The sequence below is a fragment of the Dyella caseinilytica genome (assembly GCF_016865235.1).
Taxonomy (GTDB): domain Bacteria; phylum Pseudomonadota; class Gammaproteobacteria; order Xanthomonadales; family Rhodanobacteraceae; genus Dyella_B; species Dyella_B caseinilytica.
Window position 1 is genome coordinate 2,639,172 of record NZ_CP064030.1, and the last position, 16,964, is coordinate 2,656,135.

15 protein-coding genes are annotated in these 16,964 nt (G+C 59.9%); 7 read left to right on the top strand and 8 right to left on the bottom strand.

Annotated elements, in window-relative coordinates; genetic code table 11:
* Together ISN74_RS11335 and ISN74_RS11340 are read left to right on the top strand one after the other, a co-directional pair.
* Positions 1 to 813 carry a helix-turn-helix domain-containing protein gene (locus ISN74_RS11335; RefSeq protein WP_188801286.1) on the top strand — a complete coding sequence of 271 codons (813 nt, stop codon included), beginning with the start codon at positions 1 to 3 and terminating at the stop codon, positions 811 to 813.
* A gap of 145 nt (positions 814 to 958) precedes the next feature.
* Positions 959 to 1,384, top strand: a complete 426-nt coding sequence (locus tag ISN74_RS11340; RefSeq protein ID WP_188801284.1) for a VOC family protein — start codon at positions 959 to 961, stop codon at positions 1,382 to 1,384.
* A 57-nt stretch (positions 1,385 to 1,441) separates the two neighbouring features.
* Here the strand turns inward: ISN74_RS11340 and ISN74_RS11345 are convergent, their stop codons facing one another.
* The 3 genes from ISN74_RS11345 to ISN74_RS11355 form a co-directional block, all read right to left on the bottom strand.
* The gene (locus ISN74_RS11345; RefSeq protein ID WP_188801282.1) at positions 1,442 to 1,927 is read right to left on the bottom strand and encodes a hypothetical protein; all 486 of its coding nucleotides are present in this window, start codon (positions 1,925 to 1,927) and stop codon (positions 1,442 to 1,444) included.
* A 179-nt stretch (positions 1,928 to 2,106) separates the two neighbouring features.
* On the bottom strand, positions 2,107 to 3,753 hold the full coding sequence (locus tag ISN74_RS11350) for an alpha/beta hydrolase (protein WP_188801280.1): 1,647 nt from the start codon (positions 3,751 to 3,753) through the stop codon (positions 2,107 to 2,109).
* Positions 3,754 to 3,859: 106 nt separating this feature from the next.
* A complete protein-coding gene (locus ISN74_RS11355; protein WP_188801278.1) occupies positions 3,860 to 5,542 on the bottom strand; it encodes a serine hydrolase in 1,683 nt (560 codons plus the stop codon).
* 246 nt (positions 5,543 to 5,788) lie between these two features.
* Here ISN74_RS11355 and ISN74_RS11360 point away from each other — a divergent pair, with 246 nt between their 5' ends.
* From ISN74_RS11360 to msrA, 4 genes are all read left to right on the top strand, one after another.
* Positions 5,789 to 6,217, top strand: coding sequence for a guanyl-specific ribonuclease (locus ISN74_RS11360; protein WP_188801276.1), 429 nt, complete (start codon positions 5,789 to 5,791; stop codon positions 6,215 to 6,217).
* Entirely contained in the window at positions 6,214 to 6,651 is a 438-nt protein-coding gene (locus ISN74_RS11365; protein ID WP_188801274.1) for a barstar family protein, read from the top strand. The genes ISN74_RS11360 and ISN74_RS11365 overlap by 4 nt, the downstream gene beginning before the upstream one ends.
* A 5-nt stretch (positions 6,652 to 6,656) precedes the next feature.
* Positions 6,657 to 6,872: an RNA-binding S4 domain-containing protein gene (locus tag ISN74_RS11370; RefSeq protein ID WP_188801272.1), complete on the top strand. Its 216-nt coding sequence runs from the start codon at positions 6,657 to 6,659 to the stop codon at positions 6,870 to 6,872.
* A 69-nt stretch (positions 6,873 to 6,941) separates the two neighbouring features.
* Complete coding sequence (gene msrA, locus ISN74_RS11375; RefSeq protein ID WP_188801270.1) at positions 6,942 to 7,625, top strand: peptide-methionine (S)-S-oxide reductase MsrA; 684 nt, start codon at positions 6,942 to 6,944, stop codon at positions 7,623 to 7,625.
* A gap of 26 nt (positions 7,626 to 7,651) precedes the next feature.
* On the opposite strand, the gene ISN74_RS11380 is transcribed toward msrA, so the two are convergent.
* Both ISN74_RS11380 and ISN74_RS11385 read right to left on the bottom strand, forming a co-directional pair.
* Positions 7,652 to 10,351 (bottom strand): putative bifunctional diguanylate cyclase/phosphodiesterase, encoded by a 2,700-nt coding sequence (locus ISN74_RS11380; protein ID WP_188801268.1) that lies wholly within the window; start codon positions 10,349 to 10,351, stop codon positions 7,652 to 7,654.
* 127 nt (positions 10,352 to 10,478) lie between these two features.
* On the bottom strand, positions 10,479 to 11,303 hold the full coding sequence (locus ISN74_RS11385; protein ID WP_188801266.1) for an iron-containing redox enzyme family protein: 825 nt from the start codon (positions 11,301 to 11,303) through the stop codon (positions 10,479 to 10,481).
* 206 nt (positions 11,304 to 11,509) lie between these two features.
* Between ISN74_RS11385 and ISN74_RS11390 the strand changes: the two genes are divergently transcribed.
* Complete coding sequence (locus tag ISN74_RS11390) at positions 11,510 to 11,869, top strand: DUF1428 domain-containing protein (protein ID WP_188801264.1); 360 nt, start codon at positions 11,510 to 11,512, stop codon at positions 11,867 to 11,869.
* Between the two features lie 86 nt (positions 11,870 to 11,955).
* Here ISN74_RS11390 and ISN74_RS11395 read toward each other — a convergent pair whose 3' ends face one another.
* The 3 genes from ISN74_RS11395 to panE form a co-directional block, all read right to left on the bottom strand.
* Positions 11,956 to 13,635 (bottom strand): hypothetical protein, encoded by a 1,680-nt coding sequence (locus tag ISN74_RS11395; protein WP_188801262.1) that lies wholly within the window; start codon positions 13,633 to 13,635, stop codon positions 11,956 to 11,958.
* 196 nt (positions 13,636 to 13,831) lie between these two features.
* Positions 13,832 to 15,646, bottom strand: a complete 1,815-nt coding sequence (locus ISN74_RS11400; protein ID WP_188801260.1) for an FAD-binding oxidoreductase — start codon at positions 15,644 to 15,646, stop codon at positions 13,832 to 13,834.
* A gap of 204 nt (positions 15,647 to 15,850) precedes the next feature.
* Positions 15,851 to 16,786: a 2-dehydropantoate 2-reductase gene (panE, locus tag ISN74_RS11405; protein ID WP_188801258.1), complete on the bottom strand. Its 936-nt coding sequence runs from the start codon at positions 16,784 to 16,786 to the stop codon at positions 15,851 to 15,853.
* Between the last annotated feature and the right edge of the window lie 178 nt (positions 16,787 to 16,964).

Sequence of the window (16,964 nt, forward strand, 5' to 3'; positions counted from 1 at the left end):
ATGGCCCTGCTGCGCATCGTTCCTGGTCCGCCACTGGCCTCCATCATCGAGGCCATCTGGGACTGGGACATGCCGGCAAGCGAATTTCGCTACGAGCGTATTCTGCCGGACCCGTGCACCGGCCTGATCATCAACCTGCTGGAAGATGAGACGCGCGTCTATCGCGATCACGATACGCGTCAATGCAGACGTGCCTCAGGGAGCGTGATCGGTGGTCCTTACCGGCAAAGCTGGATCATCGATACCGCCGAACAGGTGCGCGTAATCGGCGTGAATTTCCGCCCTGGTGGCGCGCATGCCCTGATCGGCCTGAGTGCGGAAGATCTCGCCCAGCGCGATATCAACCTTGAAGACATGTTCGGTGCACGCGCACACCAATTGCGGCAACGCCTGCTGGAAGCGGTGACGCCAGCGGAGCGGCTGGCGCTGATGGAACAATGGCTGCGGCGACTGTCAGAACAACCCTCCTGGGATGCAACCATCCTGCATGCCGTTGCCACGCTGGCCCGCGTGCCGGATGTACCTTCCATCGGACGCCTGCAACGTGACAGCGGTTATTCGGCACATCGTTTCGGGCTGCTGTTCCGCCGTCATGTCGGTATGACGGCCAAGCAATACGCGCGCCTGATGCGTTTCCGTGCGGTGGTCGACATGGCCTATCCGGCACAGCAACTGGATTGGGCACGCATTGCTCTGGACGGTGGCTATTGCGACCAGGCGCATCTCAGTCATGAATTTCGCCGTTTCGCGGGTATCACACCCACCGAATTCGCCGCACTGCGCGGGCCTTATCTCAACCATTTGACGCTCTAAGCCATTCCCGCGAAGGCCGGAACGACGGTGTGGCAATGGCGGTATCCCAAGGCGCGCTGCACTTCACATGGTTCAAAAAAATCTACAAGACGCCATCACGCCGCAGGCTTAGGCTATCCCCACCTTCCCGACGAGATGCCTTGCCATGAGCAACCCTGTACACGGCAGCACCATCATCCCTGGCATGCGCTATCGCAACGCCCACGCCGCCATCGACTGGCTGTGCAAGGCCTTCGGCTTTGAAAAGCATGCCGTCTACGAAGATGACAAGGGCCGAGTCATGCATGCCCAGCTGATCTACGGTGCAGGCATGATCATGCTCAGCGATGTCAGCCAGGATGGTTTTGGCCAGCATATGGCGCAGCCTGATGAGGTCCATGGGCGTGAAACGCAATGCGCTTACATCACCGCGACCGACTGCAAGGCGCATTACGAGCGCGCCAAGGCGGCTGGCGCCGTGATCATCGACGATTATGCGGAGAAGGATTACGGCGGTGCCGGCTACAGCTGCCGCGATCCAGAAGGCCACCTCTGGTCGGTTGGCAGTTACGATCCGTGGCATACGCCATAAAAAAACGGGCCGATATGCACCGGCCCGTTGTCGAAATCTACCCGTTGTTACGTCGTATTACGAACACTTCTCGCCTTTGGCAGCGTGATAACCGGCGGCTTGCGCATCCGACGTGCTCATGTACTTGCCTTGCTTGGTGGTGCCATACCACTTGCTACCCTGGCAGTGATAAGCCTTGGTCTTGGAAGCGGTATTGACCCACACCTGGCCAGGACCGCCACCCGCTGCCGGCGTGGCAGCCGGAGCGGACTTCGAAGCGGCCGCAGTCTTGCCGCTCGCAGCAGCGGCTGCGGGAGCCGCAGCGGCGGCGGAAGAAGCGGACGTATTGCTGGTTGCGCTGGAACCGGTGGAGCCGCTCGCCGACTTGTTGATGCCCTTGTGCCCGCGGCAGGCGCCCTTGGTGGTCGCGACGGTCTGCGTGGTGCCGTCGTTGCAGGTTACGGTGGTGCTGCTACCGGCGGCCGGCGCGGCTGACTGCGCATAGACACCCGGGGCAGCCATGAATGCGGCCGCCAATACTGCGATCAACCCAAATGATTTCATTGTGATTCCCTCCAGCTTGAAATGCCCCGATACAGGAAGCGCGCCGCCCTTGATGAACGGGGTTCCCGCTGCCGCCTCAGCATGAGACGACACTCCCAAACGCCAGTCACCAGCAGCGTTTGCGGCGGTAACTATGCCTGAAAATCAGGTTAGCTGACACGCCGCAGGGCAAAATTCCGTCACGGCTTGGCGGATTGGCTTACAGGAGATTTCAGCTTGGCGTCCGGCCGGGCTACAGCGTACATGGCCCAGCTGATCGATTTGAGCAGGCCATAAGGATCATCACCTTCCTTATACAAATCGAAATGGGTGCGGCCAGGTATGAAGCGGATGTCAGAGTTCGCCTGCAGGCCATCCAGTACGGCCTTCAGGCGATGGGCCGCGCCATCCAGATAGAAGGTGTCGGCGGTGCCCACATAAAGGTGGATCTTTCCATCCAGGTCCGGCTTCAGTGCTGGCCAGTTGTCCTGCAGCCGATGGGCAATGTCGTAATGGTCGCGCCAATAGGCCACCACTGACGGATCGACGTCGCCGGTATCACGATTGAACATCTGCTCCGGCCGGCCATCCTTGTCGCGCGGCGAGAACACCCATTCAAACGACGCCATCTGCCCGCCGTAAGGGCCGATCACCTGCTCCATCTTTGCGAACTGTTCGAAGGTGCCCAACACCTTGCCTTGATCGCGCACCAAGGGCCACGGTGTGCCGTCCGGCTTGTGATAGACATTGGCATGCGGCGCGTACAGATCCGGACCGGTGAAATCGTGAAAGTCGCTGGGATCGGGCGAGGTCGACCACGTGCCGCCGAAGACCTTCGGATAGCGCGTCTGCAGCCACAGCGTCGCCCAGCCACCGGAAGAGTGACCATTGAGGAAGCGGCCACTTACATCCGCGTCCATCTTGTAATGCGCTTCCAGGTAGGGAATCAGCTCGGTGGTGAGCGCTTGTCCCCAGGGCCCGTTGTTCACGGAATCGGCAAACTCGTGCGTGCCGGTAGCACTGGATTCGTCGAGGAACACCCAGATCATCGGCGGCATCTGCCCACTGACCATGCCGTTTTCGACATACGCCATCATGCGTGCGAAGCGATCGATGTTGCCGCCAAATCCGTGCGTTTCATACACGACGGGGTAACGTTTGTCTGCCGACGCGTCATAACCCGGCGGCAGCAACACTCGCGCGAACATGTGGATCGGACGCCCCCAAAATGCCGAGAGCGACGGGCTGGTGAAGTCGACCGGTTGCGAATGATCGCGTGCAGCAATCGCCCCCTGGCGCAATGCCTGTGGCATGGAATCCGGCAATTGCCATGGATCGTGGCTCGGCACCGTCTCATCGAGCGTCAGCGTGGGTATGCCGTTGCTCGGCAGATGCACCGTCACAACGTTGCTAAGGACATCACCGGCGCTGCGTCCCAGATAGTTGTAGTTGTGATGCACGTCCAGCACAGCCTGTACGACATAGTCACCTGGCGGCAGTTTCGACCATGCCGAGGGGAACGCCTGCCGGTCGGCATCGATATCGATCATCTGCCCCGGTGCAATACGGTCCACATCGTCGTCGGCGATCGCGGTCTGGCTGGAACGGAACGGGTTGGCGTCGACTTCCGTCACTGCACCACCCTTCGCCTCAGCCTTCGCGGTTGCCGCATCCATCGCAAACAACAGCAAGCGGCCTGACAAAGGCTGTGCTTCATTCGCGCCAAGTTGCACGTGGAAGAAACGATGCGTCGGAACGCTTTGCACATCCGGTCGTGCCCAAACGCCGACGCCACCCAGCACACCGAGGCCAAGCAGCGCAGTTAAAGCAAGTTGACGGTGACGCATGAATATTTCCCCATGGATTCGCACAACACTTTGCCAAATTATCTCAACCCGTCGTCCCGACCTGCGCCGGGACGACGGCCAATGTAGCAACACGCGAGCTCAAGACTTACTCCGCCTTTGCCTCCGCATCCTTCAGCGGCACCAATCGCAGATCCTGGAAATCAAAACTGAAATCGGTCAGCGGCGAGATCGGTTCCATACGCACTTCGCGCACGTGCCCATCCACATCAAGCGCAAAGTTGACGAAAGCATCGGCGTTCAAGGCTCGATCGTCCCAGCGCACGATAAAGGTATCGTGCTGCCAGGGTTCCATCGTCCCGACCAGCTGCTTGGTCTTGCTGAAACGCAGGCGCAACTTGCCACCTTCGTTGCTGATGATGATGTCGCCGTACCACGGATCGCGATAGGTACCCGCATAGTTGGCCAGCGGCAGCGATGGTTTGCTGTTCGGATCGCGCGCAGCTTCGTGCTTCTTCCAGCTATCGTCTGAATCACCGTGCGCGTGCTGCACCGCCTTGTCGTAGATAGCGGCCCAATCCGTTTTGCTACCGGGATTGAGGTAGGCATCAAGCACGCGGTAAGTGACCGCATTGAACGCGGCACCGGATTCCTGGTTGGTAAGCACCACGACGCCAAGCTTCTGCCCCGGCACCAGGGTCACGCGCGAGACCATGCCAGGCCAGCCGCCGGTATGCCATACCAGCTTCTGGCCGTGGTAATCGCTGAGGAACCAGCCCTCACCGTAGCCGGAAAAATTCGGCATCAGTGGCTGCAGTTCGGGAACCGGGGGTTTGCTGACCGGAATGGGCGTCAGCATCGTCCACATCTGGTTCTGACTATCCTGCGAGAACAGCCGGCGCGACTTGCCGTCCGCGCCGTTGCCCGGCAGCTCGCCACCGGCCAGTTGCACATTCATCCATTTGGCCAGGTCATGCACGCTGGCATAGATGCCGCCCGCGCCCGGATCATTGAGCCAGGCCATCGGCGGCACCGGTTTCAGATCTTTGAAATCGTACAGCGCGTGGCCCGTCGCATAGTCCATGCCCGGCTTCAGATAGGTCATGTCGACCAGCGACTCATCCATGCCGACCGGCTTGAAAATGTGCTCGCGAAGGTATTGGGCATACGACTGGCCGGATACCTTCTCGATGATCAGCGTGGCGACGGCGAACAGAATGTTGTCGTAGGCATAGTGGCTGCGGAAGCCGTTGGTCAACGGCACCTTGGCCAGGCGCTCCACCACATCCCTGGTGGTATAGCTGGTCGGCGGCCAGTACAGCAGGTCGCCCGCACCCAGGCTCAGGCCGCTGCGATGCGCCAGCAGATCACGCACGCGCATCTCGTGCGTCACATAGGGATCGGACATCTGGAACCACGGCAGATAATCCGTAACCCGTCCATCCATATCCAGCTTGCCCTGCTCGGCCAGCATCTGCAGCGCTGCGGCAGTGAACGCCTTGGTATTGGAGGCGATCGCGAACAGCGTATGTGCATCCACCTTGTCCGGCTTGCCGGTTTCGCGCAGGCCATAGCCCTTCTCGAACACCACCTTGCCATCCTTCACGATCGCCACGGCGATGCCGGGTACGTTGAAGGTCTTGCGCACGCCGTCGACGTACGCGTCGAAGTCCTGCAGCATGGGCGGCAAGCTGGCCTGCTCCGCTTGTTGCGCGGCCGGTGTTGCGGCCTGTTCGGGAGCGGCCGGCATGGACCACGCCGGCACGGCCGAGGCAAACACCAGCAACGCGCTGCATCCGGCCAAACGCAAGGACAAGGGTGAAAGGGGCATGAGGATTCCTGGCAAAACAAAGCCGCAGTCTAGCTTGCCTGCTGTGCTCGGTAACCAGCGCCGGAAGTCACGCAAAACGCGTCGCACTGCAGCAGGCGGCGAGCAGGTCGATGGCTACGCGGCTGCCCGTAGCGGAACGCATCACCTATCGACAAGCTTGCCTGCGTGATGCCTGCGCGAACTCAACCATGCAAATACTTGCCGCGGAACGCACTACACTGCGCTATCGCAAGCAAGGAGTCCGCGATGTCGAGTTCACGTCTCATTCCCCTGTTGCTGCTGGTCATCCTGGCCGGCGCGCTGATCTATTGGAACCGTCACCCGGCCCAGCCGCCGGACATGGTTGCAAATGGGAATGTCACGTTACCCAAGGACAATTGCCCCGCCGCGGGCGCGAACCTGCCTTCCTTCATGCCGCCGGAGGCCTGCGATACGCTGGTGCGCATCATGCACAACGGTCCGTTCCCGTACTCCCAGGACGGCGCGGTGTTCGGTAATTACGAGGGCTTGCTGCCGCAGGAGCCGCGCGGTTTCTATCACGAATACACCGTCGACACGCCGGACGCACGCAACCGCGGCACACGGCGCATCATCACCGGCGGCACGCCGCCGACAGTCTTGTATTACACCGGCGATCACTACCACAGCTTCCAGCCTTTCCAGGTGCGCCCATGAGCGCAGAAGGCTCCCTCGATCTGACTCAGGCGCATGATGGCGGCGTGTATTTTGTCGAGGCTGCCGATCTCGACGCGCTTGCTACCGCGGCCAAGGAAGGTCATCTGTACGTTTGCCGTGCCGATCTGGCCGGCTGCCACGACAAGAGCGAATTGCTCAAGCGCCTGGCCGCGGCACTGAAGCTGCCATCCGGTTTTGGTCACAACTGGGATGCCCTGCTGGACAGCCTGCGCGATCTCGGCTGGCTGCATGGCGTGGGCCATGCGTTGCTGCTGGATCACGCTAACGATCTACGCCAGGCCGCGCTTAAGGACTTCGACACACTGCTCAGCATCCTGCACGAATCGGCCAGTTTTGCCATGGATCAGAACCGTCCGTTCTTTGCATTCCTGAGCCTGCCCGAACATCCCATCGCCTTGCCTACTCATCGCTAATAAATATGCAGCACATCGATTTTGAACTCGAAGGCGACTACGTCGAACTCAACCAGCTGCTGAAGCTGGCTGGCCTGTGTGACAGCGGCGGCCAAGGCAAGCAGATTGTCGCCAGCGGCGCGGTTTACGTGGATGGCCAACAGGAATTGCGCAAGACCTGCAAGATCCACGCAGGGCAAACCGTGCAACTGGATGATGTGGCGATCCGGGTACAGGGCTAAGCGCCATCGGGAGTAACCTCCGGGTCAGTACGGGCGAATACCAGGCATCAGCGTGCCTTTGGAGGCTCTGTGAAACCGCTCCGATTGATCTATGCATTCGCCCTTGGCAGCCTGACTGCCTGTACCGCCGTGGCCGGCAACGCCAACCTTCCAGACCCCAGCCTCGATGCACCCAAGACCACGTCGCACAGCACGGAAACCGCTGTGCTGTCTGGTGGTTGCTTCTGGGGCATGCAGTCCGTGTTCGAGCATGTGCGGGGGGTTCGGCAGGTCTGGGCTGGTTACAGCGGCGGCGACGCCAGCACCGCCCATTACGACGATGTCAGCGAGGGCAACACCGGCCATGCTGAGTCGGTAAAGATTGCTTTCGACCCTGCAGTGATCAGCTACGGTCAGCTGCTGAAAATCTATTTCGCGGTCGCGCATGACCCGACTGAACTCAATCGGCAAGGGCCGGATGCCGGTACGCAATACCGCTCCGAGATTTTCTATGCCGACGCGGAGCAGCAGAAGATTGCGCGAGCTTACGTTGCACAGCTCGACGCTGACAAAGTCTTCGACTCGTCCATCGTGACGCTGGTACAACCGCTAAAGGCGTTCTATCCGGCTGAGTCCTATCATCAGGATTACGCACGCAATCATCCAGATGACGCCTATATCGTGATCAACGATGCGCCGAAAGTGGCGAGGTTGAAGCAACTGTATCCCGCGCTGTATCAACCAGAGCAGCAAGTGGTCGACGTACAACTCTAGGTTGAACCAGCCGTGCAGGTTGCCCCCTATTTCGGGGGCACCAAGCGAAGGCGCGACGATTCATGCCGCGGATTGGGCGACAACATCCGCTCGATCTCCGTGGCCGGCAATCCGCGCGAGTAGTAATACCCTTGCCCTTCCACGCAACCGGCGCGCAGCAGAAAATCATGCTGCGCTGCGGTTTCAATGCCTTCGGCAATCGTGCAGATACCCAGACTCCTGGCGATGGCGAGCATGGCTTCCACGATGGCCACGTCGTTGGTGCTGTCTGGCAAATCGGTAACGAAGGAGCGATCGATCTTCAAGTAATCGATGCCCGACATCTTCAGGTAGGCCAGGGACGAATAACCGGTACCAAAGTCGTCGATGGCAATACCAACGCCCAGTGCATGCAGAGCGTGCATGGTTTGCTCAGTGGCCTCACCCAATCGCAGGATCGCGCTTTCGGTAATTTCGAACATCAGGCGCTTGGGCGATATCTGACTGCTCTGCAGCGACTGTTTCACGCTTTCGATAAAGCCCGGGTGGCCGAAAGTAGCCGCCGATGCATTCAGCGCCACGCGGATGGATGGCAGCTTCAACTGGTCCCAATGGCGTACTTGCGCACATACGGCACGCATCGTCCATGCGTCGATGCGGCGGATCAAACCCAGGCTCTCGGCCAGTGGGATGAACTCGTCCGGCATCAGTTCGCCGCGTTCGGGATGCCGCCAGCGCAAGAGCGCTTCTACCGCTACGATGCGGCCAGTACGCAACTCTACGCTGGGCTGGAACACCAGATGGAATTCGTCGCGCATCAGTGCCTGCCGCAAATCCGCGCCCAGCATCAGGCGCATGCGTGCGTCGGCGTGCATCAGCGGCGTGTAGAAACGGAAGGTGTTGCGCTCCTGGGTTTTGGCGGCGTACATGGCTGCATCGGCATTCGCGATCAACACCACCGGATCACTGCCATCCAGCGGATAACCGGCAATGCCGATGCTCGCGCTCATGACGATTTCGTAGTCGCCGATCAGCATCGGCTCGGACAAGCTTTGCAGTAATCGGATAGCGAATTGCGCGGCCTGCTCGCGCGTGCGCAGCCCGCCGAGCAACACGGTGAATTCGTCGCCACCGATACGGCTGGCCACATCGTTTTCACCCAATTCGCGGCGGATACGCTGCGCCACTTTCACCAGCAAACGATCGCCGATCGCATGACTGTAGCTGTCGTTGACCGCCTTGAAGGCATCGAGGTCGACAAACAGCACCGCAGCTGCGCCGTTCATGCGTGCCGCGGCCTCGATCGCATGCGCGCAATGGCGTTGGAATTCACTGCGATTGGCCAGGCCGGTCAACGGGTCGTGCGCCACCATGTATTCCAAACGCTGGCGGTCGGCCTTGCTGCGCGTAATGTCGGTAATCACCGCCACGTAATGCTGCACGTGACCATCGCCGTTGCGGATGGCGCTGATGCTGAGCAGTTCGGGATAGGAAGATCCATCCGAACGCCAGCTCTGCACCTCGCCGACCCAGTTGCCGCCCTCAGCCACCATGTCCCAGATCGAGGAAGGCAGTGACGAGCCGTCCGGCATGCGGCGCAATTCGTCGAAGCGATGATGTTGCAGGTATTGCAGCGTGTAGCCAGTGATACGCGTGTGCGCCCCGTTGACCGTGGTCACTCGGCGTTCGGCGTCAGCAATGATGATGCCTTCGGCCACGCTAGCCATGGCCTCTGATGCAATGCGGCGCTCCTGCTCCATCGCCACGCGATCGGAAATATCGCGCATGATCGCCTGGCGCACGGGTAAGTTGCCCCAGGTGGTGAGGCTGCTGTGCGTTTCTACCGTGCGGACCACGCCATTGACGGCGCGCAGCAGGCCGATGGTCGATGTGCCGGCCGCGCGCAGGCTACCTTCCGCAAACAAACCCAGGAAGTTCATGCCGACCAGTTCTTGCGGATCGCGTCCGGTCCACACGCTGGCGGTGCGGTTGACACCGAGAATCTTGCCGTGTGTTTCATCCACCATCACGATGGCGTCAGCGGCGCTGTCAAACAGTAGCCGGTATTTTTCTTCCGTACCGCGGATGCTGGCGAGAATGCGCTGCGCCATGCGGAACCACAGCAGTGACGCCACCAGCGCCGCGGCCAGCGTACCCGCAAACAGCACGCCACCCAGCCATGCCGCGCCGAGTGCAATGTCCAAAGAGAATTCATCGCTGCGCGGCTGGATATAGCCGTTGAGGTTATCGATGCGCGAGCTCTGGCGCGCCAGTTCTTCTTCCGATGGCTTGCCGTTTTGATAGGCCTGCTGCAGCTCACCGGCAATGGTGTTGAGTTCTTCGATCGAACTGTCTACCGAACGCCAGTCGGTGATGGCCTGCCCCATATAGGGCGCATGGGAGAAGTGATCGAGAATGAAAATCATCCCCGGAATCGCCGCGGGGATCACACCGCCGCGCTTGAACGCGTTGGCGACTTGCTGCTTGTCGTAATGGCCTTTGGCGATCGCGTCACGCGCCCAGCGATCCGAGCGGACCACCTCATAGTTGCGTTTGAAACTTTCCAGCCGTGCGGGGTCACCACGCTGCGCGTAGGCATAGAGATCGATGACCGTCTGCTTCTGGGCCTTCGACCACAGGCTTTCGCCGTTCAAGAAACCAGCAAGCGTTACCTGGACCTGGAGTGCCCCCCAGGTCAGGCATAGAACCAGACCAACGACCGCCGCCAACCCATATGCCAGGGGCATAAGGCGCCGGGACAGCGGTCGTTGCTGGACATTCCGGGCGATACGCATTGTGCCTCTTTAAGCCAAAATCAGCCCACACTCTGCATGAAGACGCTGCTGATGTGTATCGCCCTACGGCTCAAATTACTTAAGCAGCCGCCTCGTTCGCCACGACGCGCTCGTCAAAAACGGGCTCGCCCAATGCAGGCTCACTAAGCAGCCAAGGGTCACGACGCACATCCAGGCACCGATCCAAGGTAATCCTCATGCTTACGTAACTCCGTTTGACGCATTCCTGCAGGTATGCAACCTCGTCTGCGCGGGGAGAGGTTCCCACTAAGGTGCATACGATCTCAAGCGCCTCCCACGGGTGAGTATCATCATAAGCTGCATGAAGCTGAAGCCAACGCAGGCTATGCGCCCTGACTTCCTTGGGGAAACTTTCGGCATAGGCCATGCTCTCATAGACCTTCTGCGACCACTCCCCGGTTGCTCCTTCCACCGCGTAGTTGGTGGCGATCATGCCTGCCGCCAACGGCGCGCTCCGACTTACCTCTTCACACCAGCTCGACAATGCCTCGGTGCCGTAAGGGGCTGCACCATTAAGCACCTCGTCCTGTGAAACGCCAGCGCCTTCGGCCCAGTTGAGCCAATATTCGGCATGATTCTGCTCCACTCGGATGTTACGTACCAGCCAGCGCCGGGCCATGTTTTCGCCCTTGCTGCGGCCATAACGCGTCTTCAACAGATTGAGCGCCATATAACCGGGAAAACGCTCGATGACGGGCCAGACGCCTACCATGAAATCGCGCGTTCCCACGGCGTCCAGACGCGCTTCGCGCATCAGCGTCCAAGCTTCATGATCAACCACGGCTTGCTTGGTGGGCGCGCAGGCCGTTACCAGGTCCTGGGCCCATTCCGGATAGCTGGTCAGTTCGGTCAGCGGGCCGGTGCGTTCGAAATGTGCGTGCATGTGTCTTCTCCACTAGATATTAACAACAGGGTCATTCCAGTTGCGGACGCAACTGGCACCAGGGCCTTTGGCGCGGTCCTGGCCCCTCCATAGTGGGCGCGCGAGGAAAGGGTTGCGACTGCTGCCCGGGCGGTTATTTCCCTGCCGCGTTAAGCGCATGATTGGCGGGCAATTTCCGGATAGCCGAGACAGGCTGGGAGGGTTTCATGAGCTACGTGGATGGATTTGTTGTGCCGGTTCCCTTGCACAACTTGCCGGTTTATCGGCGAATGGCGCGCCTATGCGGAAAGATCTGGATGGAACATGGCGCAATCGCCTACACCGAATGCCTGGCCGACAACGTGAAGTCAGGCAAATACACCTCGTTTCCGCAAAGCGTGAAACTCAAGCCGGATGAAACGGTAGTGTTCTCATGGATCGTGTATGAATCACGCAGGCATCGCGATCGTGTAAACAAAGCGGTGATGAACGATCCGCGCATGAAGCCGATGTTCGACGCCAAGGCATTGCCGTTTGATGGCAAGCGGCTGATCTTTGGCGGGTTCAAAACGATGCTGAGTCTCTAGCGACACAGCATCGCTGGGAAGACAGGATGCAAGATTGAGCAACCCTCCCCTGCTTACAGGGGAGGGCGTTACGCTCAAAAGAACGATTAGTGCCAGCCTTCGTGAAGGTCGGTGCCCGGCGTAAACGACACGCCGCGCAACACTTCGCCGAACTTTGCCGAACGCAATGTTACGAAGTGTTCGTTCGCAACATCGGCCGCCGTGGTGTTGGAAAGCACGTCGCGAATGGCTACCAGCTTGTCAGGATCGGCGCCGGTATCGCCACCGCCGCTGATCGTGGAGGTGACTGCCCAGATGGTGACTTTGCCGTCCTGATCGACACGGCCGGTGATCTGGCGCAACCCATCGGTGGCCGGCGCCCACGGCAGATTGGTGGCGGTATTGGTGCCCGTCGGATAATCGCGCACGGTGTACGGCTGACCAATATTCAAACCGGTCTGCAGTGTGTAGGCCAGGTTCCAGGTCTTGGTCGTGGCGTCAAAGACCCATTTCTGCAAACCGGCCGTGGTCTGTGCAGCAGCATGCGTGTAGAGATCCGTACCACCGACGTAACCATCGCCTTCATCGGCCACGTACAGCGTATTGGCATCCGCAAACCAGATGCTGAAGGGATACGACACGGTCGTTGCCGTCTTCACCGGCGTGCTGGGGAAACCGGCAAGAATGCACATGTTGGTTGGCAGCCCATCCTTCTGCAGCGTCGCTGCGTTGAAGGCCAGTGACGACGATGGCAGTGCAGCGCCCGACACAGGAACACCAACGCCATTCGGGCAGGCCGTGCCGGTGGTATCGACGAAGTACACCGTGTTGACACCGTTGCTGCCGCTGCCCTTGGTGTAATACACAACATTGTTGTAGACCGTCATGCCACGGAAGTTGTCATCCTTACCAACCTTGTCCGCCTTGTCGCCCAGTGCCGTGACGGAGAAGCTTGCCAGCGGCGTGGTAGCAGCCGGGGTCTGCAATGCTTCCGGCAAGTTGGAAGGCACGATCCACTGCGCACCCGTGCCCTGGATCACACCCACCGGCTGCGGATTGCTGCCATTGCCGCCATTGCCGGAGGTGTAGAACACATTCGCGCCATGGACGTTGTTGTAGATCGCCGCGCGGCCGTTGTTGCCGCTATAGCCATTCGTTTCCGTGAACTGGAAATGGCCAGCGCCGTCGACCAGCGCCACCGCCCGATAGTAGGAACCGCCATCCGGATTGGTGGGATCCACCGCCAGCGGCGTGTTTGAGTTGGAAACGTCGAGGGCGTTGACCGGCGCGACGTAGCCCATGAAGGTGAGGTACCGTCCATCAAGCGACAAATGCAGACCCAGTTCCGACTTGGAACTGAAGCTGGTGACCAGTTCACCTTCACGCGCAGCCGGACGCAGGCTGTTGGGCACTTCCAGCGAATTGATCACCCAGCCGTTCGTCGTCATCTGATCAAGATAGATGCGCGAGGTGATACCGAAGCTGCCGTCGTAGATATCGTTGTTAAACACATACGGATAAGTACCATCGTACTGCGCACCGGGCGCCGCACCGCAAGCACCGCTGCTGGTCGGGCAATTGGGCGGCAGTAATTCGCCTATCTGCACATTGCTGGCGTTGTTGTCGTACACACTACGACTGACCACCAGGTTGCCTGGCCAGAAATGAAAATCGCGGTCTTGCGAGAAATCGTTGGCATACGCTGCAACACCAGCAGCAAGTGCCGTGACAGCAAGCGCAGTAACCGCATGCCAGCGGCGAAAGCGGTAAGACGAAGTCGTGGTCATCGTGATCTCCGGGAAGGTGTGTGAACGGAGTTACAGGGCACAACCCGACCACGGTAATCACCGCAAATGAAGAATTCTTGACAATCCCACGCAAGTTACTTCAGGTGTAACAGGTCTGTGACAACTATCACCGCCTGACACGAAAGGCACAGGACGCTAAGCTTTTCCTAAGCTTTGCGTCCGTCGTGCGGCGATCTCAGGTCAATCGCGTAAAACCATCCGCACTCCAGCCTTCGCTGCCCACACCGTGATGCACGAAGAACAATCCATGCGGATCGTATGTCTGCTTCGCCGCTGCAAGCCTTGGATAATTCGTTCCCCAGAATGCTGTCTGCCAATCACGCTGGAAATAATCACTCTCCGACACATAAGCACCCGCGCCAGGCGCAACCTGCAATAACGCATCCATCGCAGCATCAACCCGTTCGGCATTACTGCGCGCCGCGGCGAGATCGGGGCCCGGCATACCGGGATACGCTGGATCACCGGCATCAGCAATGATGGCCAAGGCAAACGCATCGAGCACCTGCGGATTCATCGCGGTATCGCGCGCCCTGGCAATCGCTTCCGTCGGAGCACCCGCCAAGCCCTTGTTGAAATGAAATTCCATTCGATGATGACGACTGCCAGCAAAAATCGCATCCGCAAGGCGGGATTGCTGATCTGCTCGCAATAGCGACGCTGGTAGCCATGCCGATTGGAACGCCTGAATAAACCAGCCGACCTGCCCTTGATCGCCCGACCACAACACATGGTTGCGTGGCGCTCCCTGACGATCATCATCCACCATCGCGCCTGGCAGGTGCTGACGGAAAAAATCTGCGTCCCAGAAATGCTGCGCCGGCAAAGCGAGAGCCTGTACAGGTTTCGGGAAGGAATACTCCTTGCGCGCACGCACCCAATCCAGGAACGGTGCCCAGATATCCGTGGCCTGCTGCTCGCTCAACCCCTGGGACACCATGGAAATATGCAACTGGTTATCCGGGCCGAAGGCCATCTGTTCACCCCAGTGCGGATTCATCAGAGCGGATTGATAGAAATCCATCGCCTTGCCGATCAAGGCGCGGTATGCCTGATCCGAGGATGCCTTGATCTCGCCAAATGCACCGCCGAAAAATTCCGGCAACGCGTGCGTGCGCAAAGTCAGCCGCGTCACCACGCCCAGACTGCCGCCACCACCGCCCTTGATGCCCCAGAACAATTCCGGATTTGTGCAGGCATTGGCAATACGTGCCACACCATCGGCCGTAACGATCTCTGCCTCAATCAAATTCGAAGAGGCAGTACCGAAGTTCTTGGAGAAACTGCCAAACCCGCCGCTCTGAAGCAGCCCCGCGACGCCAACCGTGGTACAGCCGCCGCCTTGCACGTAGCGCCCGCCATGAGTGGTCACGGCATCGTAGGCATCGATCCACATCGCCCCGGCCTGTACTGTGACAGCAGGTTGCGGCGGCTGGGTGTCCGTACAGCCTTGCGCGACAAAGTTGTCATGCAGGGTCACCTTGTTCATGTGCCGCGTCCATACCAACAGCGAATCAGCAGAATCGGACGTCCCCTGATAACTGTGGCCACCGCCTTTCACGACCAGTCGCAGATGGTGTTCACGGGCGAAGTTCACCGCTGCGACCACATCTGCCGTGCTTTCAGCGGCGACCGCATAAACGCTAGGTTGGGACGTCCACGCCTTGGCCCAGCCACTGGTCTGGGTCAGCGCCGGCTGGTCGCCGATGAAGAATGGATTCTTGATGTGCTTGAGTGCTTCGCTGTACGCGGCGCTGGCGCGATCAGCAAACGGCGAAACGGGCGCCAGCAGACGCCCACCCACCTGCTGCTTCAACCCGTCCCACTGTGCCGGCGAAGGCCAGTTTGGATCGCCCGGCCGCACCCGGGAACGAAGCCCGCTGGCGGTCTTGGCGATAGACGCCGCCAGCGTAGACATCACCCCGCCACCCGTCGCCAATGAAAGAAACGGTATCGCCAACGCTGCCTTCAACCATTCGCGCCTATTCATCGCCCGCTTCTCCGCTCATGACGTCCTGGATGGCTTAACTGTCCGTCACGCATAGGTGCTCGGATAGCTTGAGGGGATGGATGGTGGCCGATTTGGGACGAGTGGCGGACGTTGAGGGATGAAAAGCTGCCGCCATTCGCAAAGGGCCGCGCTTTTATCCGCGGCACTCCGTGGGCGACCAACGCCTTTCATCTAGTTGGAAGCTCACCCGAGCTTTGCATGACTCCGCCGCGCTTCATACGCCTTCAGATGCGCATAGGTCACGCGCAGCATCGGCAAATCCAGCCCGGCCGCTTCGCCACGCGCCAGCATGTCACCGATGATGTGATCGGCCTCGACCTGACCACCCTGCTCCAGATCACGCATCATCGACGCGCTGGTGCTGGAATCGGCTTCGGTCAACACCGATCGTGATCGCTGCAGCGCCGCCTCGCTTGGTGCGTGGCCACAGGCTTCGGCTACACGGCTGCACTCTTCCAGCAATTGCAGAGTCGCTTGCGTTCCGCCCTGTGCAGCCACGATGTCGCCGATCGGCGCACGCATCAAGCAGGTAATCCCGGCCAGCGACGCCAGGAACACCCATTTGTCCCACATGTCCTGCAGGATGCTGCTGCTCAGAAACGATTCGAAGTTCGCCTTGAGCATGGCTTGCTCGATGTGTTCGACGCGCTCTGAACGTGAACCGTCGCGTTCGCCATAAGTAAGCCGATGCGGCTTGCCGAGATGGTGCACCACACCCTCCGCATTCAATGTGGAGGCAATGAAACAAGAGCCGCCCAACACATGCTTCGCGCCGAAGCGCGCATCAAGCAGATCCAGATGCTGCATACCGTTGAGGATCGGGAGAATCGCCGTATCCGGCCCTACTGCCGGCGCGATGTCGTCGATCACCTGGGCCAGGTGATAGGCCTTGCAGCTCACGATGATCAGGTCGAAAGCATGGTTCAGGGTGCTGGCCTGCACAGTGGAAGGCGACGGCAACGCGGCATCGCCGGCCGGGCTGCGGATCAGCAAGCCGTCGCGCGCCAGCACCGCGGCACGTGCCTTGCGCACCAGGAAGGTCACATCCTGCCCTCTTTCCAACAAACGGCCACCGAAATAGCCGCCCGTCGCCCCTGCACCAACCACCAGAATCTTCATGTTTGCGTCCACCTTTGCCAGAAACAACAAGCGTTCAAATGTGGCCAAAACCGCCGGATCCAACCGGGAACGAAAGGTTTCTCCAAACCGCAAGACCATGCGGGATGGCGTGGCGTGTGAAATAGCCGCTCACCCGGGCTTCACAATGCGTGCGCACATCAAACAACACTTGCGTGTA